The following is a 24,008-nucleotide window of genomic DNA, read 5'->3' as shown; positions in this document are numbered from 1 at the left end:
AGATGAAAGGACTATTTAAAGGGTTAAAATATACGCTTAGTAATTTGAGTAAGAAAAAGGTGACGTATGATTATCCAAATCAACCGTTGCCATTACCAGACCGATTTCGAGGTATTCAAAAGTTTTATCCAGAGAAATGTATTGTTTGTAATCAGTGTTCCAACATTTGTCCGACAGATTGCATTCAATTAACAGGAAAAAAACATCCTGATCCTACGAAAAAAGGGAAAATTATCGACACGTATGATATTAATTTTGAAATTTGTATTCTTTGCGATTTATGTACAGAAGTTTGCCCGACAGAGGCGATTGTAATGACAAATAACTTTGAACTTGCAGAGTATTCACGTGATGATTTATTTAAAAATTTGCAGTGGCTTGACGAGAACGACGAGAACGTCAGGAAGGAGAATAAAGCATGAACGGCGAGTTTGTAGCTTTCTTTATATTATCCTTGTCTGCGATTATCGGCGGTGTTCTTATGCTGAATTTAACGAAAGTAATGCATATGATGCTGGCCCTTGTGCTTACGTTCCTTAGCATTGCGGGTTTGTACTTTCTCTTATCAGCCGAATTTATCGGAGTGGCACAAATTTTACTTTACTCTGGTGCAATCACTATTATTATGATTTTTGGCATTATGTTAACGAAACATAACGCGGAAAATGAATCGCGCCTTACTCTTCGAAAATGGATTATCTTCTTTGCGGTTGTAGCATTTGGAGCAGTTATGTATTTCGCTGTTAATAGTATCGATTTTTCAAATCAAAGCACACAAGGAAGTTTACCTCTCCATGAAAATAACACACTTCAAATCGGTACACTTCTCTATTCAAAATATATTATTCCATTCGAATTAACCTCAGTTATTTTACTTGTAGCACTTGTAGGAGCGATTATCCTTGCGAAGAAGGATGAGGGAGAGGAGGATTCCCATGAGTAGCGTTCCGGCTTCTGCGTATTTAACACTTGCGATTATTTTGTTTTGCATCGGCTTATTTGGAGCTTTAACAAAGCGAAATACAGTAATTGTACTAGTTTGTATCGAATTGATGTTAAACGCCGCCAATTTAAATCTAGTAGCGTTTAGTAAATTAGGCTTGTTTCCGAATTTAACAGGACAAATTTTTTCGCTGTTTACGATGTCTGTAGCGGCAGCGGAGGCAGCGGTAGGTCTTGCAATTTTGATTGCTTTGTACCGTAATCGCCCGACAGTTCATGTAGATGAGATGGATACGCTCAAAGGATAGCATTGTGACCGAAAAGGGGGAAGGAAACAATGATCGATTATGCATGGCTCATACTGCTTTTCCCGCTTGTTTCGTTTTTGTTACTTATTGTGTTCGGGAAGAAAATTAGAGAGGGAAGTAGTGTACTAGGTATTTTCTTTACCTTTCTCTCCTTTATATCCGCGGTAGTGGTACTAATAGAACGATTTTCATCCGAGGCAGTGAAGCATAAGTGGGTATGGCTTAGGGTAGGAGATATAGATATATCATTTGGTTTTGAAGTTACCGCATTAGGGGCTTTAATGTTGTTTATCGTTACACTTGTGAGTTTTCTTGTACATGTGTACTCAAAAGGTTATATGAAAGGTGACACCAGATTACCAACCTTTTATGCATATTTAGGGCTCTTTACCTTTGCGATGCTTGGGCTAGTTATATCGACGAATTTATTACAGCTTTATATATTTTGGGAGTTAGTCGGCCTTGGTTCGTTTTTACTTATCGGTTTTTATTTCTTTAAAGAAGAAGCGAAGGCTGCTGCGAAAAAGGCTTTTATTATGACACGCATTGGGGATGTTGGGCTATTTACTGGGATGATATTAATTTTTTGGCACGCAGGTAGTTTTGAATATGACGCGATTTTTAAAGCGATTCATACGGGCGACCTCTCTCCTTCTATGATTACAATAACGGCGATATTAATTTTTATCGGTGCGATGGGGAAATCGGGTCAGTTCCCGCTTCATACATGGTTGCCAGATGCAATGGAAGGACCGACGCCTGTTTCGGCGCTTATTCACGCGGCAACGATGGTTGCAGCCGGTGTATATTTAGTAGCGACGATGTTCCCGCTATTTTCAGCAAGTGCGGTAGCGATGCAAACTGTGGCAATCGTTGGGGCTTTCACCGCAATCTTTGCGGCCTCTATCGGTCTAGTGCAAACTGATATTAAGAGGGTTCTTGCTTACTCTACAGTTAGTCAGCTCGGGTATATGATGCTTGCGCTAGGCTCGGCTGGTTATGTAGCTGGTATCTTTCACTTAACGACACACGCCTTTTTTAAAGCATTATTGTTCCTGGCAGCAGGAAGTGTAATTCATGCAGTCCATACGCAAAACATTAATAAAATGGGCGGTTTACAGAAAAAGATGAAAGTAACCGGTGCACTATTTTTAATAGGCACACTTGCAATTAGTGGTGTTCCCCTTCTTTCCGGATTTTTTAGTAAAGATGAAATTTTAGCGGCGGCTTGGATGAATGGCAATTACTTTCTATTCGTTTTAGCAGTAATTGCGGCATTTCTAACAGCATTTTATATGTTCCGTCTATATTTTCTTGTCTTTACGGGGGAAACGAAGACGAAGGAAGAGGTGCATGAATCGCCTCGCACCATGACGTATCCGATGATTGTCCTTGGTGTCCTTGCGGTAGTGGCAGGTTATATAAATACACCGTGGTTCGGAACGTTTCTTGGGGATTGGCTTACGAAAGATATAGGATTCCAGGTGAAGGAAGTGCATGGACCTGTTTGGATTATGGTTGTTGCGACGCTCGTTTCATTTGCGGGAATTGCCCTCGCATATTTCATATATGGCAAGAAATCTATCTCTAGAGATTGGGCCGGTGGAGAAGGGACGTCTCTTTATAACCTTTTGAAAGAAAAATATTATGTGGATGAACTATACAATGCGACGGTGCTTCCTATTACGAAAGGAATCGCTCATGTGCTTCGCTTATTTGAAGTATACGTTGTAGAAGGAATCGCAGTTTTAATTGCTGGACTCGTTAAAGGTATGAGTGGACTAGGATCACGGCTTCAAAACGGGAATGTACAAGTGTATGGAACTGTAACAGCAGTTTCGCTCGCAGTGCTCCTAATTATTTTGTTATATACGGGAGGGGATTTACGGTGAATGGATTGCTATTAACGTTCTTCATTTTTTCCCCGCTTTTAGGAATTCTCTTGCTTTTATTAACGCCGAAACGAGAATCGCGTACAGTGCAGGCGCTTGGTTTATTCGGAACGGTGCTTCCATTTGGAATTGCTATCGTCCTTGCTTGTACATACGCTTCAGGAAAGAGCTTATCGATATTTGATGAAAAAGTGAAATGGATTAAATTTGGGGATTTCACAGCAGTGGACAAAAGGTGGTTTTCAATTTATTACGAGCTCGGCATTGATGGTTTATCGCTTGTAATGATGTTGCTCACAGCCCTTCTAGCGATGCTTGCAGCTATTGCGGCATTTTCTATTAAAAGAAATTTGAAAGCATTCTACATGCTGTTACTCATGTTAGAAATAGGTATGCTCGGTGTCTTTGCTGCTCAAAATTTAATGTTGTTCTTCATGTTCTTTGAGATTACGTTGCCACCAATGTTTTTATTAATTGGCAAGTGGGGGAAATTGTCGAGTGAAAAGGCTGCATATAGTTATTTAATATATAACGGTATTGGATCAGCTATTTTACTTATCGTTTTCTCGGTTTTATTTGCGAAAACAGGTACAACAAATATTGCGGAGCTTAAAGAAATATTAACGAGTGTAGGTGCTGGGGGAGGAATGGCCGTCTCAAGTAGCGTACAGTTCGACTTGTTTCTTGCCATAATGATTGCTTTTGCGATTAAACTCCCTGTTTTCCCTTTGCATCGCTGGATGGTCAATGTACACATAGAAGCGCATCCTGCTGTAGTTATGCTTCACGCGGGGGTTTTGCTGAAGATTGGCGCGTACGGTATTGTTCGCTTCGGGAAAGGATTATTCCCAGAATATTTTCGTGATTTTGCAACGCTAATTGCGATTTTAGGGGTAATTAATTTATTGTATGGGGCCTTTCTAGCACTCATCCAAACGGACTTTAGAAAGGTACTTGCTTACTCTAGTATTTCGCATATGGGCATTGTATTAATGGGGCTTGCGGCGTTAAATGCACCAGGTACACAAGGGGCATTGTTCCAAGTTGTGTCTCACGGTTTAATTGCGGCCTTACTCTTCTTCTTGCTTGGCATTATTGAAGAGCGTTTCGGGACTTCGGATATTACAGCACTTGGTGGACTTGCAAAAAGTGTTCCGGTGCTTAGCGGTTTCTTCCTAGCGGGCGGTATGGCATCGCTTGGAATGCCAGGGATGTCCGGATTTATTAGCGAATTCCTTGCCTTTCTCGGTTTATTCCAAGGGAAACCTGTTATCGCCGCCGTCGGTGTAATTGGAATTATTTTAACCGCTGTATACGTATTAAGAGCGACACTTCAAGTGATATTTGGTAAGAAAGAATGGGAAGCGAAATTTGATATACACGGATGGGAGTACGTTCCTGTTATAGTGCTTATCGTTTGTATTATTGCAATTGGGGTAATGCCAGAACTACTAGGGGATCCACTTCAAACTACATTGAAAACATTGGGGGTGAAGTAGGATGGATATGAACACGTTACTTAGCTTATCATGGCATCTCATGGTACCAGAATTCATTATTCTCGGGGCAGCCATCCTTCTTTCCATATGTGATTTGTTTTTTAAGCTGAACCATAGGTACGTTGCGATTGGTGCAATTGCCGCTGCCTTGTTAGCGATAGTGTCATTAATGACGCTATATAGCGAACCGGCAGGAGATATTTTAAATGGATCGTTTGTACTAGATGGATTTTCAAAAGGATTTAAAACGTTGTTATTAGGCGGAGCAGCTCTCGTTTTATGTATGGCAATAAGCGATGACAAGAAGGAGCCTATTCAAGATAAAGGAGAATATTATTATTTGTTTTTAATGGCGCTTCTTGGAGCGATGTTCATGGCTTCTAGCGTTGATTTCATAACATTGTTCGTTGGTTTAGAGTTGCTTTCGCTCTCTTCCTATATTTTAGTAGGAATCCGAAAAAGAAACCGTGCATCGAATGAGGCTGCAATGAAATATGTCATTAACGGAGGAATTGGAACAGCAATTACACTCTTTGGAATGAGTTATTTATACGGTATTACAGGGTCGACCAACATAGTGGAAATGCAAAAGGTATTTACGCAAGGATTGGCTGGGGGCATTCAGTTATTGTTAGCTCTCGCATTTCTACTTTTGCTCGTTGGACTCTCATTCAAAATTGCAACAGTGCCATTTCATATGTGGGCACCAGATGTGTATGAGGGAGCGGCTACACCTGTCACTGCTTTTCTCGGAACGATTTCTAAAATTGCTGGTTTTCTACTCATTACGCGTTTGTTTCTTATGGTGTTTGCAGGTGTGGCAATCCAAGGAGACGCACAATCTTTGTACGGGCGTATGAGTATATACATTGCGGTACTAGCTAGTATTACGATGATTGTTGGGAACGTAGTAGCATTAAAGCAATACAACGTAAAACGTCTATTTGCCTATTCAGGTATCGCGCATGCTGGGTATTTGCTAGTCCCTCTTGTAGTCCTATCACAGTTTACGATGGATAGTATGTGGTTTTATATGCTTGCATATATGCTTATGAATATAGGAGCATTTGCAATCATCCACGGATTAATCTTACAAAATGATAAGGAAAACATGACGATTTTTACAGGGTTATATAAGCGATCCCCCTTTACAGCTATAGTGATGACGGTCTTTATTTTATCGTTAGCTGGAATACCGGGGACAGCAGGTTTCATCGGGAAAATTAACATTTTTTTAGGGGCACTTCATGTTGAACCTGCTCATTACGTATTAGCTTCTATTATGATGGGGACGACGGTTATTTCATTCATATATTATTTCCAAATATTACAGCAAATGTTTTTCCGCAAGGGAGAGACAGAAGAAAAGCTCCGATTACCGTTAAATATAAAGATTGTCATGAGTCTTTGCGCAATTTCAATTGTAATACTAGGGATTATGCCGATGATTGGTTACAATTTCTTTTATGAACATTTTCCATTAATGAAGGATTTCTTCTTCTTGGGGAACGTGGTACAATAGTGGAAATAAAAGGTGTAGAGTCCGTACTCTACGCTTTTTATTTTGGAGTAACAACAAATGAAAACGTCTATAGGTATATGTTTTCCGAGAGGAAATTACGATGTAAGATGCTTATTTGCGTTTGAAAAAGTGTGGCTCCTACTTATTTATGGTATCGTTTTTTACATTTTGCGTAAGTAGTAGCCAAGCAAAAAAAGGGGTCGATTTTTTGGCACATCTTTTAGGGCAACAAGCACTGATTGCCATTGTTTCGCATTTATTGTTTATTACCATTACGTGGTGGGCCTTACAAGGTATTCACATTGAGCGCTTAATGAAGTCTGGAAAAGTGATGCAGACGAGAGTATTACTTATCCTAATTACAATTGCAATTGGGACATCTGTAAGTAACTTTTTCCTTGATTATTTAGGCTATTCAAAGAGTTTAACGTATTTAGTAAAGTAAGTGTATAGAACCTCATATCTCCGTTAACAATGGGGATAGGAGGGGATGGAATTGAAGTTTAAAGCCATTCTTATCGTTATCGTAAGTGTTGTTTTATTTTTGGTCGGATATAAAGAGATGAAACCTATAAGCGATGAACAGAAAATGGAGAGCATGATTGCAGCTTTAGAGAAGAACGATGCAAAAGTAGAGCGGTGGTCATGGTTAGCGCGAGAAACGAAAACAATTTCTAATATACATACGTTTCAAAAATTGTTAAACGATGTGAAGGAAGAGGCAAACATCGAAGGTTGGGAATTAGAACAATCTCCAGATGGATATAAGGCTACATCCTATAAAAAATCTTCTTCACATGAAGAACGAATAGTAGTAACTTGGAGTAAGGAAAATACTAAAGAAAACACTTTTATTATTTTTGAAGTGAGCGGGGCGAAATGGGACCCGAAGTACGTTCAGAACATGGATAAAATTTTTAGTGAAAAACCTATAATTTACACTTGTGTTCAAGGTGTACTGAATGATAAGATTGAAGGTGTTTTGCAAAATAAAACCAATCAGGTTTTGAAAGATCTTTCAGCAAGAGCGATCGAACAGATAGAAGAAAGAGCATTTGTATCAGTCTCCGCATATAATAAAAAGTGGAATGACGCTCTTTCAACAAATAGAGAGAAAATAAATGTGCAAATAGCAATACGTTCTACAAACAACAAAGATACAATTGTGGTTGGCACACCGATCATAACTTCTGAGTATTGAGTGAATAGATACTGAAAAAAGGACACGGAGGGGAATAATTTGGAAAAGATCATCGTCCGTGGCGGAAAGCGGTTAAGCGGCACAGTGCGTGTTGAGGGCGCAAAAAATGCTGTATTACCTATAATCGCTGCAGCCCTATTAGCGAGTGACGGAAAGAATGTACTATCTGAAGTACCAGTATTATCTGATGTATACACAATTAACGAGGTATTACGTCATTTAAATGCTGAAGTCGTATTTGAAAATAACCAAGTAACAATCGATTCTTCTAAAGAATTAAACATTGAAGCACCATTTGAGTATGTACGTAAGATGCGTGCATCTGTTCAAGTAATGGGACCATTATTAGCACGTAACGGTCGTGCTCGTATTGCACTTCCTGGTGGATGTGCAATTGGTTCACGTCCAATTGACCAACATTTAAAAGGCTTCGAAGCAATGGGAGCGAAAGTAAAAGTTGGTAACGGATTTGTTGAGGCACACGTAGAGGGCGAACTAAAAGGAGCTAAAATTTATTTAGACTTCCCAAGCGTAGGCGCGACAGAAAACATTATGTCTGCAGCTACATTAGCAAAAGGGACAACAGTCCTTGAAAACGCAGCGAAAGAGCCAGAAATCGTTGACTTAGCTAACTTCTTAAATGCAATGGGAGCGAAAGTACGCGGAGCTGGAACTGGAACGATTCGTATTGAAGGCGTTGAAAAATTATATGGTGCAAACCACCCTATTATTCCTGACCGTATTGAAGCAGGAACATTCATGGTTGCAGCGGCAATTACAGGTGGAGACATCTTAATTGAAAATGCTGTGCCTGAACATTTACGCTCAATTACAGCGAAAATGGAAGAAATGGGTGTTAAAATTATTGAGGAAAATGAAGGTGTACGTGTTATCGGCCCAGATAAGTTAAAAGCGGTTGATATTAAAACTATGCCTCATCCAGGTTTCCCAACAGACATGCAATCACAAATGATGGCATTATTACTACATGCTGATGGAACAAGTATGATTACAGAAACGGTATTCGAAAACCGCTTTATGCACGTTGAAGAATTCCGTCGTATGAATGCTGATATTAAAATCGAAGGTCGTTCTGTAATTATGAACGGTCCAAGTAGCTTGCAAGGAGCTGAAGTAGGCGCAACTGATTTACGTGCTGCAGCAGCATTAATCTTAGCTGGTTTAGTATCAGAAGGTTATACTCGTGTAACAGAGTTAAAACATCTTGACCGCGGTTATGTAGATTTCCATAAGAAATTAGCTGCATTAGGTGCAACTATTGAACGTGTAAACGAAAAAGTAGAAGAAGTGAAAGAACAAGAAGTTTCTGATCTTCACGCTTAATTGAAGTAGTCTCTATGTCTTTTGACATAGGGGCTATTTTTTTTTTGGTTATTACTGTTATAGTCAATAAATTCTATACTTATGCACGTCTCAGTAAAAATATTTAGAAAATTTTCGTTTTACTTCGTTATTTGCGGTCAGTAAAACTCCCGCCTCAAAATTCGGCTGGAGCAAAGAAGTTAGGCGGGAGCCCTGCAGCCCGTAAACGCCCGATTGGTGAAGGCTAATAATCAGTGGGGGATGAACAACCCCCCCACTGATTAAAGTTTCACTTTATACCGATACCCCCAAGTATGTTCTAAAAGATCCCGTATTTCCATAAGAATGAAAGGAATCCAACTTTATCCCGCTATTTGCGGTCAATAAAACTCCCACCTCAAAATTCGGCTGAAGCAAAGTAGTTAGGTGTGAGTCGGGCTGCCCTTAAATGCCCGATTGGTTCAACTAATAATCAGTGGGGGATGAACAAAACCCCCCACTGATTAAAGTTTCACTTTATATTGGGGGAATAGGATGAAATTTTCAAAGCCACTTTTCATTACAGTAGCGCTCTTAATAGCGCTCGTTATCATTGTACCTGCTGCTCTTGTTATTCCGTTTGCGAAAGCAAAAGTAGGGGAAGAAGCAGCTTCTAAAACTCCTCCAGCGATAGAAAGTATACCAGCTCCAGGGAAAGTGGATACAGCGGTTCAAGTTGCTGTATACCGTGATCAGCAGAAGAAGGTAGAAACATTACCTATGGAGGAGTATGTGGCCGGTGTAGTAGCTTCTGAGATGAATGCCAGCTTTGAAATAGAGGCGCTAAAGGCGCAGGCATTAGCAGCAAGAACATTTGTAGTGCAGCGTATGCTAAGCGGTGGTAAGAAAAACAATGCGGACGTGACAGATACAGTGAAAGATCAAGTGTACAAAAGCAAAGAGGAATTGAAGAAACAATGGGGTAATAACTACGAAAATAATTTAAAGAAAATTGAGGAAGCCGTTTCGAAAACCGCAGGACAAGTTTTAACGTATGATGGAAAACCAATTTCAGCATCCTTCTTCTCAACGAGTAACGGACGAACAGAAAATGCAGCTGATTATTGGGGAAATGATTATCCATACTTAAAGAGTGTAGATAGTCCGTGGGATCAAGCCTCTCCAAAATTTACGAGTGAGCAAAAATTCACAGTATCTGATTTTCAAAAACGTCTCGGTGTGAAAGTACTAGCAAACGGAAAGGTTGGTAATATTAAAGACCTTACGGAAGGAAAGCGAGTAAAGGATGTAGAGTTCCAAGGGAAAACATTAACAGGAAAACAAGTTCGTGAAAAGTTAGATTTACGCTCCTCAGACTTTACGTGGAAACAAGAAGGGGATAACATCACCGTTACGACGAAAGGATTCGGTCACGGCGTCGGTATGAGCCAGTACGGTGCGAATGGCATGGCAGTGGAAGGTAAGAAATATACAGATATCGTCGCTCATTATTATAAAGGCGTTGAAATAAAGACGATGAATGATTATGAAGGAAAGTTAATGGTGAAAAAATAGAACGCAAAAGAGACCGTCTCAAAAGGTGTTTTGGGACGGTCTTTTCATATTTATAAGTTGCTACTATTGTCGAATCGCTGATAAAACTCGAGTTGTGGTCGATATATTCGAAAAATCACCGATAAAATTTTATCCCGCTATTTGTGGGAGTCGGGCTGCCCGTAAAAGCTCGATTGGTGAAGGCTAATAATCAGTGGGGGATGAACAAAACCCCCACTGATTAAAGTTTCACTTTATTTGCCATCATGCGACATGAAAAAAGAGCTACTCTCATCGATTTTGGGACAGGTCCTTATTTGTTATGGTACTTCATGAAATATCATAATTTTCCATTAAATATTTGATATAATTAGGGAAAAACATTTGGAGGAGACAGAATGGCGTTATTGGAGTTGAAACAATTAGGGAAGACGAACCAGTTGCCGGCAATTGAACTGGAGGTTGAAAAAGGGCAATGTGTTGTTTTGCAGTGCAATAATCATACAGCTAAAGTGTTGCATCGCATTATTATCGGAGAAGAAGAGGCTTCTTTGGGCAGTGTGCTATTTGAAGGTGAATCGATTGGAAAGAAGATGTATTCACGCATCGGCTTTTGTTTTTTGAAAGATGAAGCATATGACCGTTTAAAGGTGAAGGAGTACTTCAAGTTTTTATTAGGGCTTTATGAATCACATATGAGTATAGAAGAAGTTGTACAATATGTCGGTCTCCTAGATAAGTTAAACGCTAAAATAGAAAAATTGTCATTTTCAGAGAAACGCCGTCTTCATATCGGGCGGATTATGATTCACAATCCGGATTTAGTTATTTTAGAAGAGCCAGAGCAAAATGTAGATACAGAGAGTACGATTATTATTCGAAAAGCGATTATGAAAATGAAAGAGCAAGGAAAGGCAATCTTTATTACGTCCTCCTTTTTATCGGATGCCCTTTCGTTGACAGAAGATGTATACATATTAAACAATGATGGTGTGAAAAAGATAGAAATAGAGCAAGAAGAAGTTGAAGAAGTAGATGAAGAAAAAGTAGTTCAAATGATTCCGCAAATGAAACTGGAAAGAATACCAGCGAAAGTGAACGATAAAATCATTTTACTGGATCCGATGGAGATCCATTTCATTGAAACACAAAATGGAGTGACACATATTCATGTGCGCGAAGGTGACTTCGTATGCGCATTAACATTAAGTGAACTAGAAACGAGATTAACAGGATTCGGATTCTTTAGATGTCATCGCTCGTACCTCGTTAATTTACAAAGAGTACGAGAAGTCATTACGTGGACACGTAATAGTTTTAGTTTAATTTTGGATGACGAAAGAAAAAGTTCAATCCCGCTTTCGAAAGGACGAATGGATGAATTAAAAGGTGTAATTGGACTATAAAAATGCTCCAATAAGCTCAAAATGGGATTCATTCACCGGTAAAAATACTCCTTTTACCGGTATTTTACTGCGTAACCCCTTTGTTTTTCATATGATTGAGTCAAGAAAAGCGAAACAAACAAACGAAAAGCGCTAAAGCGACTTTCATCTATAAAAAGAAAAACAAAGGGGATGACGAAATGACATTGGCAATTGAAATGAAAGATGTAATGAAAAGTTTCGATGGAAAAGCGGCCCTTCGAAATGTAAATATTGAGGTGAAGCAAGGAGAAATCTTCGGATTTCTTGGACCGAGCGGATCTGGGAAAACGACAACAGTGAAAATTTTAACTTCTCAATTGCTTCATAGCGTTGGAACAGTACGAGTATTAGGTAAAGGCATTACAGGGCCAAGCAGCATCGATTACAAACGAATCGGTATTTTAACAGACAATAGCGGCTTATATGACAGACTTAGCATTTATGATAACTTACTATTATTTTGTGACTTATACGATTGTAAAAAAGAACGAATTGATGAAGTGTTAGCACAAGTGAACTTATTGGATGATAAAAAAACACAAGTGAAAAAGTTATCAAAAGGAATGAAGCAGCGCGTCATACTAGCGAGAGCAATTCTTCATAAACCAGATATCCTCTTCTTAGATGAACCAACATCTGCACTTGATCCAGTAAACGTACAAAACATTCATAAAATCTTAAAAGACTTAAATAAAGAAGGAACAACGATTTTCTTAACAACGCACAACATGGACGAAGCAGAAACGCTTTGTAACCGCATTGCCTTTCTGTGCGGAGGAGAAATAGTAGCTCTTGATACACCGGAAAACCTTCGCTTGCAATACGCGAAAGATCAAATACAAGTTGTGTTAACAGATAAGAAGAAAGAAATTGTGAAAAAAGATGAATTAGGGGCAAAACGCATTTCAGAATGGATGAAAAAAGGCGAATTACTATCTATTCATTCACACGAGCCAACATTAGGCGATATCTTTATTGAAGTTACTGGGAGGGGACTATAATGACATTTTCAATGAGACGATTTTCAGCAATTTTTCGGAAAGAGGTACAGGATTTTAAAACGAATTCACAAACTTTAATTATGTTGGTAATGCCACTTGTCTTTTCGGTATTATTTAGTCGCTCAGATAATATGAGAGAAGTTGGAGCAAGTACGTTAACTGTGATGGCGTTAGTTATGGTCGGAGGCTTTGTACAGGCGATGCTCATCGCTGAAGAAAAGGAAAAAAATACGCTTCGTGTTCTTATGCTATCACCAGCATCATCTATTGAAGTATTAATTGGTAAAAGTTCATTAACGGGTATGATTACAGTAGCGATCTGTTTTATTAATCTACTTATTTTAGGTAAATTAGAAGGTAATATTGCATTATTATTACTCATCTTTGTTCTTGGAATGCTAATATTTAACCTCATTGGTACTTGTATTGGATTATTAGCTCAAAATGTACCGCAAACATCAACAATTGGATTACCAATATTAATGACATTCCTTTTCGGTGATTTAATTGGAATGTTTGTGAAGAATGAAGTCGTTACAAAAATAGTCGATTATTTGCCAACTCGTCATATCGGTCTTGCAGTTAGCAGTGTTATAAAAGGTGGAGGTTTTAGTGCAATTACTAGTAATTTATTGAACATAACAATTTGGTTAGTTGCAGTATTTGTTATTACACTCTTCATTTATAGAAAGAAACAAATGGACTAAAAACTGAGCTCAAACGCTCAGTTTTTTCTTTTTTCATCATTTCCTCGGAAATCCTGCAATTCTTATACATATTTTTACAGATTTTGTCGAAAAGTAATTAGTTATAGGTTGTATAGGATGAGTGAATATTGTTCAAAATGATTGCTGAGGTGATGATGGAATGCGAGGAAGAAATAGTAAAAAGTCGCGAAAAGTAGTACATTTATTTCAAAAAAGATGGGTGTTTCCGGCACTATACATTGCTTGTGCAGCGGTAATCTTAATGGTTGCGCTATGGTTCCAGGGAGCTAATCCAAAGAAAGCTCCGAACCAAGATCAAGCAACACCGTATACACAAACGGAAGATCCAGCAGTACCGGTAACAAAATCTTCAGAAGTAATGAAAATGCCAGCTGCAGCAAATGCAGAAGTAGTAGTACAGAAGAAATTCTATGAAGATGCAGCATCAGAGGCGGAACAAGAAAAAGCACTTGTCTTTTATAACAACACATATTCCCCGAATAAAGGAATCGACATTGCTGCGAAAAACGGAAAAGAATTTGATGTTACAGCTGCTTTAAGTGGTACAGTAACGAAAGCTGAAAAAGATTCACTTCTTGGTTATGTTGTAACAGTAGATAGTGGAAATGGTGTAGCGGCATATTATCAAAGTTTAGGCAGTGTGAAAGTAGAAAAAGGTGCAAGAGTCGCGCAAGGTGAAGTGTTAGGAAAATCAGGTCTAAATGCAATGAATAAAGAGGTAGGTTCTTACGTTCACTTTGAAGTACGTAAAGACAATGTGGCTGTGAACCCTGAGCGTTACTTAAATAAATCAGTAGCAGAAATTAAAGCTGATGCGGGTGCTGCAAAGGCGACAAATGCTTCTGGTAAAAAAACTGATGACAAATCTCAAAAAGAAGAAAAGTCAACAAGCACGAAACCAGAAAGTAAAACAGAAGATAAGTCTCAAAAAGAAGAGAAATCAACAAGCGGCTCGACGAGTGATAAAGAGACGAATGGCAAACAAGATGAGAAATCTCAAAAAGAAGAAAAATCAACAAGCGGCTCGACGAGTGATAAAGAGACGAACGGCAAACAAGATGACAAATCTCAAAAAGAAGAAAAATCAACGAATGGTTCTACAGAATCATCTAACGGTTCTTCTTCACAAGAATAATAAAGTAAAAAAATCAGTTCTCATTAGGAGAGCTGATTTTTTTATTTTTATATAAAAATAATCAATTTCGAGAAAAAAGTTGCAATAACAAGGAAAAATGACGAGATTCTCGAATATATATTACAAAAGGGAGGGGATACTGTGTCATTTTTATCTGTTCTGTCGATTGCTATCATTTTATTGTTTGTTTTATTCGCTTTATATTATTATATTGCCGGTAAGAAAGAAGTTCCCCACCATCAGTTGTTAGAAGAAGAGTATGAAAGAGAAGAGTGACACCTTTTATAAAGAGGTGTCACTTTTTTTCGCCATAATTGTCATTGTTAACGTATTTCTCACAAAAAAACGTAATTTTTCTTAACTTAGTCCGCAAAAATAGTGAACATGTAGCATATATCAGTAGTGCGGGCAATACAATGGTATAAACCAATGCAAAGAGAGTGTTTGAGGTGAGAAATCGTGAATCATTTCATTATAAATCCAAGAATGTTTAACGCTTACAAACAGCACTCACATTTACTTCATAGTCGTATGCAGCGAGTCTCATTTCACACTTCTCACATCCAATTTAGGGAGGCGAGTGGTGTGCACGATTACATCAAAGAGAGAACTATCAAGATTGGCAAGTATATCGTGGAGACAAGAAAGACAGTGCGTGTAATCGCAAAGGAGTTTGGGGTATCAAAGAGTACAGTCCATAAAGATTTAACAGAACGTTTGCCAGAAATTAATCCAGAGCTCGCAAATGAAGTGAAAGAAATTCTTGATTATCATAAGTCTATTCGTCATTTAAGAGGGGGAGAAGCAACAAAGCAGAAGTATAGAAAAGAAGATACTGAAAACCCTGTGCGCCAATAAATCTAAAATAGCAAACATTCCTTGTAAATTCGGTAATATTTTTCAGGAAAATTCTTTTTGCGAATATTACGTTTCTGTTAAATTTATGATAAAATCAGGAATTAGGTGTAAAAGAATTCGGGTGTAACCTGATTTTGAATATCGAGGAGGAAATGACGGGAATGTTTGCGCGAGATATCGGAATTGACCTAGGTACGGCTAACGTATTAATTCATGTTAAAGGTAAGGGTATTGTATTAAATGAGCCATCTGTTGTGGCAATTGATCGTAATAGTGGAAAAGTATTAGCAGTAGGTGAAGAAGCAAGAAGTATGGTGGGACGTACACCTGGTAATATTGTAGCAATTCGTCCGCTTAAAGATGGTGTAATCGCAGATTTCGAAATTACAGAAGCAATGTTAAAGTATTTCATTAACAAATTGGACGTGAAGAGCTTCTTTTCAAAACCTCGCATTTTAATTTGCTGTCCAACAAATATCACATCTGTAGAACAAAAAGCAATTCGTGAGGCTGCTGAACGTTCAGGTGGTAAAACAGTATTTTTAGAAGAAGAACCAAAAGTATCCGCAGTTGGTGCTGGTATGGAAATCTTCCAGCCAAGCGGAAACATGGTTGTTGATATTGGTGGAGGTACAACAGATATTGCCGTACTTTCTATGGGTGATATTGTTACCTCTTCCTCTATCAAAATGGCTGGCGATAAGTTTGATATGGAGATCTTAAACTACGTTAAACGTAAGTATAAGCTATTGATTGGAGAACGTACTTCAGAAAATATTAAAATTAAAGTTGGTACAGTATTCCCAGGTGCACGTAGTGAAGAGCTTGAAATTCGCGGACGTGACATGGTAACTGGTTTACCACGTACAATTACAGTATGCTCTGAAGAAATTACAGAAGCACTAAAAGAAAACGCGGCTATCATTGTACAAGCTGCAAAAGGCGTACTAGAGCGCACACCACCAGAACTATCTGCGGACATTATTGACCGTGGTGTTATTCTAACAGGCGGTGGAGCTTTATTACACGGTATCGACATGCTTCTAGCAGAAGAGTTAAAATTACCAGTATTAATTGCTGAAAACCCAATGCAATGTGTTGCAGTTGGTACCGGTATTATGTTAGAGAACATTGATAAATTGCCACGTCGTATGTTGAAATAGTTATATAAAGGGTAGTAAAAAGTGCGAAGGAAATAGTTCCTTCGCACTTTTTTGTAAATAAAAGGAAGGGAGAGGGGATTTGTAACACTAGATAAGAAAGCGCTTTCTTAAACGAGATGTGACAATAGTTGTTAGGTTATTGTCATAGTTTGTAAATAAAAATTATGTTATAATCATCCTTGTGAATTTCGTGTGAACTTGATGTAAAATCTATGTAAATTTGTTTTGGATTTACATAGGTGCAAGGGACGCTCTAATTTTAATATATTTCTAAAGCAAATAATTATAAAAAAAGAACATTTCACAGGGGGCGCGATTATGAAAAAGGTTATTACATATGGGACTTTCGATTTATTGCACTGGGGACATATTAACTTATTGAAGAGAGCGAAAGATTTAGGGAATTATTTAATTGTTGCTGTTTCTTCAGATGAATTTAACAAATTAAAAAATAAAGAATCTTATCATAGCTATGAGAATCGTAAAATGATTCTAGAAGCGGTTCGTTATGTGGATGAGGTGATTCCTGAGCATAGTTGGGAGCAGAAAGTAAAAGATGTTGTTAATCATGACGTAGATATTTTTGTTATGGGTGATGATTGGGGAGGAGAATTTGATTTTTTGAAAGAATACTGTGAGGTTGTTTATTTACCAAGAACAATTGGGATTTCTACTACTAAAATTAAACAGGAGCTAGTGTTAGTTGCTAGATAGTGTATTATGTTTCGAGAACTGATTGTAACAGTATATCTAATTGTGTTCAAAATCCTATTCAACATAGCAAAAGTATTTCCTCTTAAAAATAAGGTAACCTTTATTATGTCTTATGGGGAAAATCTTATCTTTATTTATGAAGAAATGCAGAAACAACATGTAAATTGTGAAGTTGTTTTTTTGTATAAATCAACTTGTAAGTATGAAGTGAAAAGTTATCCGGATGTAAAATCATTCGCATTTGAAACAAAAAGTATAGTACAAACTATACAAGCAGTGTATCATTTAGCGACATCTCAACATGTTATTATCGATAATTATTTTGGATCGTTGTCAACGATCCGGTTTAAAAGCGGGGTACAATGTATCCAAATTTGGCATGCGGCGGGTGCCATTAAAAAATTCGGATTATTGGCCCCTTCTTTTAAAAGGCGAAGTAAATACGCACAAAAAAGGTTTTTAAAGGTTTACAACAATTTTCATAAGGTTGTAGTAGGCTCTGATGCTTTGGCAAATATCTATATGGATGCCTTTGGAATAGAAGAGGAAAATATATTAAAAACGGGCATCCCTCGTACAGATGTTTTTTTTAATAAAAATCATCAAAAGCATATTGTTAATAGTCTCCTATGTGGTCTTCCTGATCTACAAAGGAAAAAGGTCATTTTATATGCTCCAACTTTTAGAGATAAAGAACTGGAAGATTTTGATTTACATTTAAATATTGATGCAATGTATGAGGCTTTAGAAGATGAATATATTCTTGTGATCAAACTACATCCAGCTATAAGAAATAATCTGGAATATAAGGAATCGTATAAAGATTTCTTATATGACTATTCTCTATACCCGAATATAAATGATTTGTTTTTAGTAACAGATATTTTAATAACAGATTATTCTTCTGTCCCTTTTGAATTTTGTTTGTTAAATAAACCAATGATATTTTTTGCATATGATCTAAAGAAATATGTGAAGAAAAGAGGAATCATTGGAGACTTTATTGCTGATGTCCCTGGACCTGTTGTGTATAACTCAGCTGAAATTATTGAAACAGTGCGAAACTATTCGTTTGATAGTAATAAGTTGAAGCAATTCAATGCACGTTGGAATCAATATTCGGATGGGAATTCAAGTAAGAAGTTGGTCAATTGCTTATTTGATCAAAAAGAGGTTGAGCTTTAAGTTAAGTTGTAAGGTAAATGGGCTAAGTGAGATCCAAGGAAAATACTTAGCTTTTTTTCGTGGGTGTTTAATTTTTCTTACGGTCTTTGAATCAGGGACATTGAATGTAAGAATGTAAATGGTTATCGTGATAATTTATAAAAAGGCTAATTGTAGTTAGAAGGTGCATGGATAATATGAGTGTAATCAAAAAAATAAAAAATCATCGAATAGTAAAGGTTACTTGTAAAACGATATTTGTACTATGCAGTCACTTACCTGCTCAAAAGAAATTAGTTGTTTTTGAAAGTTTTTCTGGCAAACAGTATAGTTGTAATCCACGTGCGATATACGAGTATATGGAACAGCAACATTTAGGATTCCAAATGGTGTGGAGTGTGAATAAAAACTATATAGAACAGTTTAAAGAGGCGAATATTCCATATGTTAAGCGCTTTTCAATCCGTTGGTTTATTTTAATGGCACGTGCGCAATATTGGGTTACAAATAGTCGGATGCCATTGTGGCTTCCAAAGCCTAAGCATACTACTTATGTACAAACTTGGCACGGTACACCACTAAAAAAATTAGCTATGGATATGAAAGAAGTTCATATGCCAGGCACAACTACAGAAAAATATAAGGAAAACTTTAAGAGAGAAGCGCAAAATTGGGATTATTTATTGTCACCGAATGCGTATTCAACAAAGATTTTCCGAAGCGCATTTCAATTTAAAAAAGATGTAGTTGAAGTTGGATATCCTAGAAATGACTTTTTATATGTAAACAATAATTGTAAGAAGATTGAAGAGCTGAAGAAAAAAAACGGTTTACCTGTAGATAAAAAAATCATTTTATATGCTCCAACGTGGAGAGATGATCAATTTTATAGCCAAGGGCGTTATAAATTAGACTTACAACTGGATTTAAACCTTTTACAGCAAAAGTTAAGTTCTGATTATATCATTGTGTTAAGGATGCATTATTTAGTAGCAGAACAGTTTGATTTAGCTCCGTATAAAGGGTTTGTTTATGACTTTTCCCATCATGTCGATATTAATGAATTGTACGTATTATCAGATGTGCTAATTACAGATTATTCTTCTGTCTTTTTTGATTATGCAAATTTGAAAAGACCCATTATTTTTTATACGTATGATATTGATTTATATCGTGATAAGCTAAGAGGCTTTTATTTTGATTTAGAAAAGGAAGCTCCTGGACCAGTTGTTTCAACAACTGAAGGTGTATTGGAAGAGATTATGAAATTCACAAGGGATGGATTGGGCGAATTTGAAAAAAAATATGATACTTTCTATAATAACTACTGTTATTTGGAAGATGGTCTTGCATCTAAACGTGTAGTAGAGAAAGTGTTTTTTGGAGAGGCACAATAAAATGAATGCAATGATTATGGTATTAAAAGAACAGATAAATAGTCTCTATTTAATTAAACGCCTATCTATTTATCAAGTTAAAAGTACAAATAAAGATAACTATCTAGGCATCGTTTGGGAAATGTTAAACCCTCTAATCCAAATGGGCATTTATTGGTTTGTTTTTGGAACTGCAATAAGAGGTGGTTCAGGGGTAAATGGTGTTCCATTTATATATTGGTTGATTTCTGGCATATCGGTATGGTTCTTTATTAATCCTGCAACTATGCAAGCTTCTAAATCTATTTATACAAGGTTAAATATGATCTCAAGGATGAGCTTTCCAATGAGTGTTATTCCTAGTTATGTAATTATGTCTAACTTTTATCAACATCTAGTATTAATAGGCATTGTTACCTTTATATTTTTAGTATCGGGTCAAGGGATTTCAATCTATTATATTCAATTGACCTATTATATGTTTGCCACAGTTATGCTTGTTTTTGCGTTTTCTTTAATTACTTCTACTTTATCTACGATCGTACGTGATGTACAAATGATAGTGCAATCTTTAATGCGGATGCTACTCTATTTAACTCCCATTTTATGGACCCCTGAGAAGTTACCGCTTGTTTTACAAAAGATTATGCAGCTGAATCCATTATGCTACATAGTCCAAGGCTATCGAAATGCTTTTTTAGGAACGGGTTGGTTTTATGAAGATATAATGTATACACTGTATTTCTGGGGAATTGTGTTCTTTATGCTATTGATTGGTACAGCAGTACATGTGAAATTTAGAAAACATTTTGTAGACTATCTATAATGAGGATTGTAAAAAATGAACTATTCAGTGAAGTTTCATAATGTAACAAAAAAATATAAAATGCATAGTAAAAGTTCTGATAAGTTAAAGGATATTATATATCCGGGCGGGTTTGGTGAAGATTTTTACGCGTTAAGAAATTTAAGTTTTGAAGCCCAAAAAGGTGATGTAATTGGTATTATTGGCGTAAATGGATCTGGTAAATCAACAATGTCTAATTTAATTGCTGGCATTACACCACCTACGGCAGGAACTATTGATATAAAGGGTAAAATATCACTTATTGCTATAGCTGTCGGACTTAATAACCAATTAACAGGCCGAGAAAATATTGAATTGAAATGTTTGATGATGGGGCTAAGTAAGGATGAGATTCAAACATTAACACCAGAAATTATCGAGTTTGCCGATATTGGTAAGTTTATTGATATGCCTGTAAAAAAATATTCTAGCGGTATGAAATCTCGCCTTGGTTTTGCAATTTCTGTGAATATTAATCCAGATGTTTTAGTTATTGATGAAGCCTTGTCTGTAGGTGACCAAACATTTACAGATAAGTGTTTAAAACGAATGAATGAATTTAAAGAACAAGGGAAAACGATCTTTTTTGTGAGTCATTCATTAGGACAAGTAAAGCAATTTTGTACAAAAGCGTTATGGATTGAATATGGTGAAATTAAGGATTATGGGCTTATGCAAGACGTAATGCCTAAATACGAACAGTTTTTAAAAGAATACCGTGCTATGAGTAAAGAGGAGCAACAAAAATTTAAAGAAGAAGCACAGAGAAAACAAGCCGGTCAGGAAATGAAGCAGGAGGACGCTAAGGCTTTAGATATTGCACATACTGGATTAAATCCAAGGAAACGGAAGAAAAAATATATGATTCCATTGGCAGGATTGGTCTTATGTATCGGAGTTGGAAGTACCGCTTATTTGAAAAAGGATCTGTTTGTCCAGCCTCCCCAGGCGGAAGCTGAAAGTAAAAAGAAACAAGTGTCTAATGAAAAGAAAAAAAATCCATTGGCGGATTTAGATATTCGATATGTGAAAATGGCAAAGGCAAAGATCAGAAGTATGCCAAATCTAAATGGTAAACAAGTAGCTATGATGGAATTTGGTACACCGTTTGTGGTAAAGACACAGCAAAAAGATGAAAAAAACGATATAAACTGGTTGGAAATTGTATATGAAGATGGAACAGAAGGATGGATTAGTGAGGGTGTGTCAAGTGCGATTCCTTTTAGCTCAGCTTTACAGTATGAGGTTATCTCCAACAAGTTAAAGGGGCTATCGGGCTCAAATCAAAACTTTGAAAGTGGTATATCTTTATTAGGAAAAAATCAACAAGATGTACAAGGTGTGATAGGGAAGCCAAAAAACACCGAAGAACTATTAGAGGGTACATTAAATAGTCATGAAAATATCAATGTTCTATATAACCATCAGTTCACTGTAAAACAGGTTACAATACAGAATATGTCTATCCCTAAGGTGGCGATGTTAGAGAAGTTAGGTCAAGCGCAGTTAGTAAGTGAAGACGGAGCATCATTTATATACCGCTCTGATAAATATGATTTTAAATTCTCATCCGCAGATGGTATAACTGTTGATCAAATATCTATATTTTTACATGCTAATTAAATTGATGAAGTGTTTACATGATTACGGTGGGATTAAAACCTTCGTATATCGCTCATAGTTGAGTTATAACATACAAATTTCTTGAAAATCATATATTTAACTATATGAATTTGATTCGTTGAAGTGCTAAAGAAAGAGTGAAGCGAATGGTCAAATCCTACGGAAAGTTAATTTCTAAAATACGAATAACGTCATTTAAGAAGAAAAAGGGAAAATGGCAGTTTGCTATTAGAGTAAAATGTAGAGATAAATGTACGGTCGAGGCTATAACTTTAAAAAAAAGGAACGGAGATAAAGTTTATCAACTCCCGTATCAGGAAAGTAGCGTAAATGAATTTGAAAAAAAGGTTATCTTTGAAATAGAGCTGGATCAACTTGAGCTAGGCCCGTTTTTTTGGGATTTTTATGTACATTTGAAATCCGATGAACTTAAAAGTTATCGAATTAAACATCCCAGCTATATTGTTAATAGAAAGCTAAACAATCGATTACAGCGTGACCATGGTGAAGATGGATATGTAGTATATCCATATGTGACTGTTAAAGGTGGACTCAGCTTACATTATCGAAGGAAGGGAACCTATGATCAGTTAAAATATGCTTTGAAAGAAAAGCTGGCATTAATCATATATTATACATTTAAATGGCATTGGGATCGAAAAGGCATTGCATTAGTATATGAGAAATTTAGCCATACCGCACAAGATAATTCTTATTATTTCTTTAAGTATTGCTATGATCATAAGCAAATTCCCAATCTATATTATGTGATTAACAAAAAGTCTAATGACTATAAGATGCTTGATCAATATGAGGATAAAGTTATCGACTTTATGAGCATCAAGTATATGATTTATCTCCTTGCTAGTACACTTATGATATCTTCTGAGTCAAAGGCACATTGTTATATATGGAAAGAAAACAGGGGAACGTTAAAGAAAGTTATTCATACTAAAAAGCACGTTTTTCTACAACACGGTGTGCTAGGTTTGAAAAAGGTGGATTCAATTTTTAAAAAAGGTAGTCCGAATGGAACGAATTTATTTTGTGTATCTTCGGAATATGAAAAAGAAATTGTAAAACAATTTTTTAATTATACAGAAGATGAAATCATTGTGAGTGGATTAGCAAGGTGGGATTATTTGCAAGATAAGAGTGGGGAGCAAAAACAAATTCTATTGCTACCGACATGGCGAGAGTGGCTAGATGAGGTATCAGAGGAAGGGTTTTTAGATAGTCAATTTTATAGGCAATATGAAAGGCTGCTAAATGATACAACTCTTGTTGAACAACTAGAGAAACATAACGTTATTTTAAAATTTTGTATGCATCCAAGAATTCATAGTTCTATTCGTTATTTTGAGTGTAATACTTCAAATGTACAATTTGTAAAATACAAAGATATAAAAATTAATGAGTTGATAATGGAATCTTCACTGCTTATAACAGATTATTCTAGTGTTTCTTGGGATATGTATTATTTAAAAAAACCAATTATTTTCTTTCAGTTCGATCATATAATGAATGGTTATTTAAACGTAGAACATGAATTATTTGGAGATAGATGTGTGCATGTGGATGAACTAGTTCAACTCTTAACTTTCTATATGCACAATGGATTTAAGGAGAAAGAAAGGTATAAATTGCTTAGAAATCATTTATTCTCATATATCGATCAAAACAACTCAAAGAGAATTGTCCTGGAGATCCTTGCAAAGAGAGATCAACTGAAAAACTAAATCCGCCCTTTTT

Annotated in this window: 23 protein-coding genes; all 23 read left to right on the top strand. The window is 36.6% G+C overall.

The features are described from left to right. Positions 1-2: 2 nt before the first annotated feature. Positions 3-422 carry an NADH-quinone oxidoreductase subunit NuoI gene (gene nuoI, locus AC1DKZ_RS15420; protein ID WP_000677191.1) on the top strand — a complete coding sequence of 140 codons (420 nt, stop codon included), beginning with the start codon at positions 3-5 and terminating at the stop codon, positions 420-422. Continuing rightward, complete coding sequence (locus AC1DKZ_RS15415) at positions 419-943, top strand: NADH-quinone oxidoreductase subunit J (protein WP_001012819.1); 525 nt, start codon at positions 419-421, stop codon at positions 941-943. Before nuoI ends, AC1DKZ_RS15415 begins: the two co-directional genes overlap by 4 nt. Further along, complete coding sequence (nuoK, locus tag AC1DKZ_RS15410; protein WP_000100081.1) at positions 936-1,250, top strand: NADH-quinone oxidoreductase subunit NuoK; 315 nt, start codon at positions 936-938, stop codon at positions 1,248-1,250. The genes AC1DKZ_RS15415 and nuoK overlap by 8 nt, the downstream gene beginning before the upstream one ends. A gap of 29 nt (positions 1,251-1,279) precedes the next feature. Continuing rightward, complete coding sequence (nuoL, locus tag AC1DKZ_RS15405) at positions 1,280-3,142, top strand: NADH-quinone oxidoreductase subunit L (RefSeq protein WP_476996555.1); 1,863 nt, start codon at positions 1,280-1,282, stop codon at positions 3,140-3,142. Beyond that, on the top strand, positions 3,139-4,641 hold the full coding sequence (locus AC1DKZ_RS15400; protein WP_476996554.1) for an NADH-quinone oxidoreductase subunit M: 1,503 nt from the start codon (positions 3,139-3,141) through the stop codon (positions 4,639-4,641). The genes nuoL and AC1DKZ_RS15400 overlap by 4 nt, the downstream gene beginning before the upstream one ends. Positions 4,642-4,648: 7 nt before the next feature. Beyond that, positions 4,649-6,163, top strand: coding sequence for an NADH-quinone oxidoreductase subunit NuoN (nuoN, locus tag AC1DKZ_RS15395; RefSeq protein ID WP_476996574.1), 1,515 nt, complete (start codon positions 4,649-4,651; stop codon positions 6,161-6,163). A gap of 208 nt (positions 6,164-6,371) precedes the next feature. After that, the gene (locus tag AC1DKZ_RS15390) at positions 6,372-6,608 is read left to right on the top strand and encodes a DUF1146 family protein (protein ID WP_002016201.1); all 237 of its coding nucleotides are present in this window, start codon (positions 6,372-6,374) and stop codon (positions 6,606-6,608) included. Between the two features lie 51 nt (positions 6,609-6,659). Further along, on the top strand, positions 6,660-7,364 hold the full coding sequence (locus AC1DKZ_RS15385; RefSeq protein WP_002130043.1) for a YwmB family TATA-box binding protein: 705 nt from the start codon (positions 6,660-6,662) through the stop codon (positions 7,362-7,364). Between the two features lie 39 nt (positions 7,365-7,403). Continuing rightward, positions 7,404-8,708, top strand: a complete 1,305-nt coding sequence (murA, locus tag AC1DKZ_RS15380; protein ID WP_002068497.1) for a UDP-N-acetylglucosamine 1-carboxyvinyltransferase — start codon at positions 7,404-7,406, stop codon at positions 8,706-8,708. 513 nt (positions 8,709-9,221) lie between these two features. After that, positions 9,222-10,241, top strand: coding sequence for a stage II sporulation protein D (gene spoIID, locus AC1DKZ_RS15375; protein WP_002184544.1), 1,020 nt, complete (start codon positions 9,222-9,224; stop codon positions 10,239-10,241). Positions 10,242-10,618: 377 nt separating this feature from the next. Further along, complete coding sequence (locus tag AC1DKZ_RS15370) at positions 10,619-11,626, top strand: LytTR family transcriptional regulator DNA-binding domain-containing protein (RefSeq protein ID WP_002184547.1); 1,008 nt, start codon at positions 10,619-10,621, stop codon at positions 11,624-11,626. Positions 11,627-11,805: 179 nt separating this feature from the next. Continuing rightward, a complete protein-coding gene (locus AC1DKZ_RS15365) occupies positions 11,806-12,648 on the top strand; it encodes an ABC transporter ATP-binding protein (RefSeq protein ID WP_476996553.1) in 843 nt (280 codons plus the stop codon). Beyond that, the gene (locus AC1DKZ_RS15360; protein WP_002184549.1) at positions 12,648-13,355 is read left to right on the top strand and encodes an ABC transporter permease; all 708 of its coding nucleotides are present in this window, start codon (positions 12,648-12,650) and stop codon (positions 13,353-13,355) included. The genes AC1DKZ_RS15365 and AC1DKZ_RS15360 overlap by 1 nt, the downstream gene beginning before the upstream one ends. A 160-nt stretch (positions 13,356-13,515) precedes the next feature. Beyond that, entirely contained in the window at positions 13,516-14,511 is a 996-nt protein-coding gene (locus AC1DKZ_RS15355) for a stage II sporulation protein SpoIIQ (RefSeq protein ID WP_070145572.1), read from the top strand. A gap of 141 nt (positions 14,512-14,652) precedes the next feature. Continuing rightward, on the top strand, positions 14,653-14,787 hold the full coding sequence (locus AC1DKZ_RS15350; RefSeq protein ID WP_002016211.1) for a hypothetical protein: 135 nt from the start codon (positions 14,653-14,655) through the stop codon (positions 14,785-14,787). A gap of 309 nt (positions 14,788-15,096) precedes the next feature. Beyond that, positions 15,097-15,369 (top strand): sporulation transcriptional regulator SpoIIID, encoded by a 273-nt coding sequence (spoIIID, locus tag AC1DKZ_RS15345; protein ID WP_002089714.1) that lies wholly within the window; start codon positions 15,097-15,099, stop codon positions 15,367-15,369. Positions 15,370-15,530: 161 nt separating this feature from the next. Then, positions 15,531-16,532: a rod shape-determining protein gene (mreB, locus tag AC1DKZ_RS15340; RefSeq protein ID WP_044438315.1), complete on the top strand. Its 1,002-nt coding sequence runs from the start codon at positions 15,531-15,533 to the stop codon at positions 16,530-16,532. A 318-nt stretch (positions 16,533-16,850) separates the two neighbouring features. Continuing rightward, the gene (gene tagD, locus AC1DKZ_RS15335; protein WP_044438316.1) at positions 16,851-17,246 is read left to right on the top strand and encodes a glycerol-3-phosphate cytidylyltransferase; all 396 of its coding nucleotides are present in this window, start codon (positions 16,851-16,853) and stop codon (positions 17,244-17,246) included. Positions 17,247-17,252: 6 nt separating this feature from the next. After that, positions 17,253-18,431, top strand: coding sequence for a CDP-glycerol glycerophosphotransferase family protein (locus AC1DKZ_RS15330; protein WP_078176149.1), 1,179 nt, complete (start codon positions 17,253-17,255; stop codon positions 18,429-18,431). 176 nt (positions 18,432-18,607) lie between these two features. After that, a complete protein-coding gene (locus AC1DKZ_RS15325; RefSeq protein WP_044438317.1) occupies positions 18,608-19,807 on the top strand; it encodes a CDP-glycerol glycerophosphotransferase family protein in 1,200 nt (399 codons plus the stop codon). A gap of 1 nt (position 19,808) precedes the next feature. Next, positions 19,809-20,612, top strand: a complete 804-nt coding sequence (locus AC1DKZ_RS15320) for an ABC transporter permease (RefSeq protein WP_044438318.1) — start codon at positions 19,809-19,811, stop codon at positions 20,610-20,612. Between the two features lie 15 nt (positions 20,613-20,627). Continuing rightward, positions 20,628-22,256: a teichoic acids export ABC transporter ATP-binding subunit TagH gene (tagH, locus tag AC1DKZ_RS15315; protein WP_087962892.1), complete on the top strand. Its 1,629-nt coding sequence runs from the start codon at positions 20,628-20,630 to the stop codon at positions 22,254-22,256. Positions 22,257-22,402: 146 nt separating this feature from the next. Next, the gene (locus AC1DKZ_RS15310) at positions 22,403-23,995 is read left to right on the top strand and encodes a CDP-glycerol glycerophosphotransferase family protein (RefSeq protein ID WP_476996552.1); all 1,593 of its coding nucleotides are present in this window, start codon (positions 22,403-22,405) and stop codon (positions 23,993-23,995) included. The last annotated feature ends 13 nt before the right edge of the window (positions 23,996-24,008 follow it).

Source organism: Bacillus sp. 05T21 (assembly GCF_056396785.1).
Note: the sequence above shows the minus strand (reverse complement) of the source record. Positions and strands in the feature narration are given on the sequence as shown.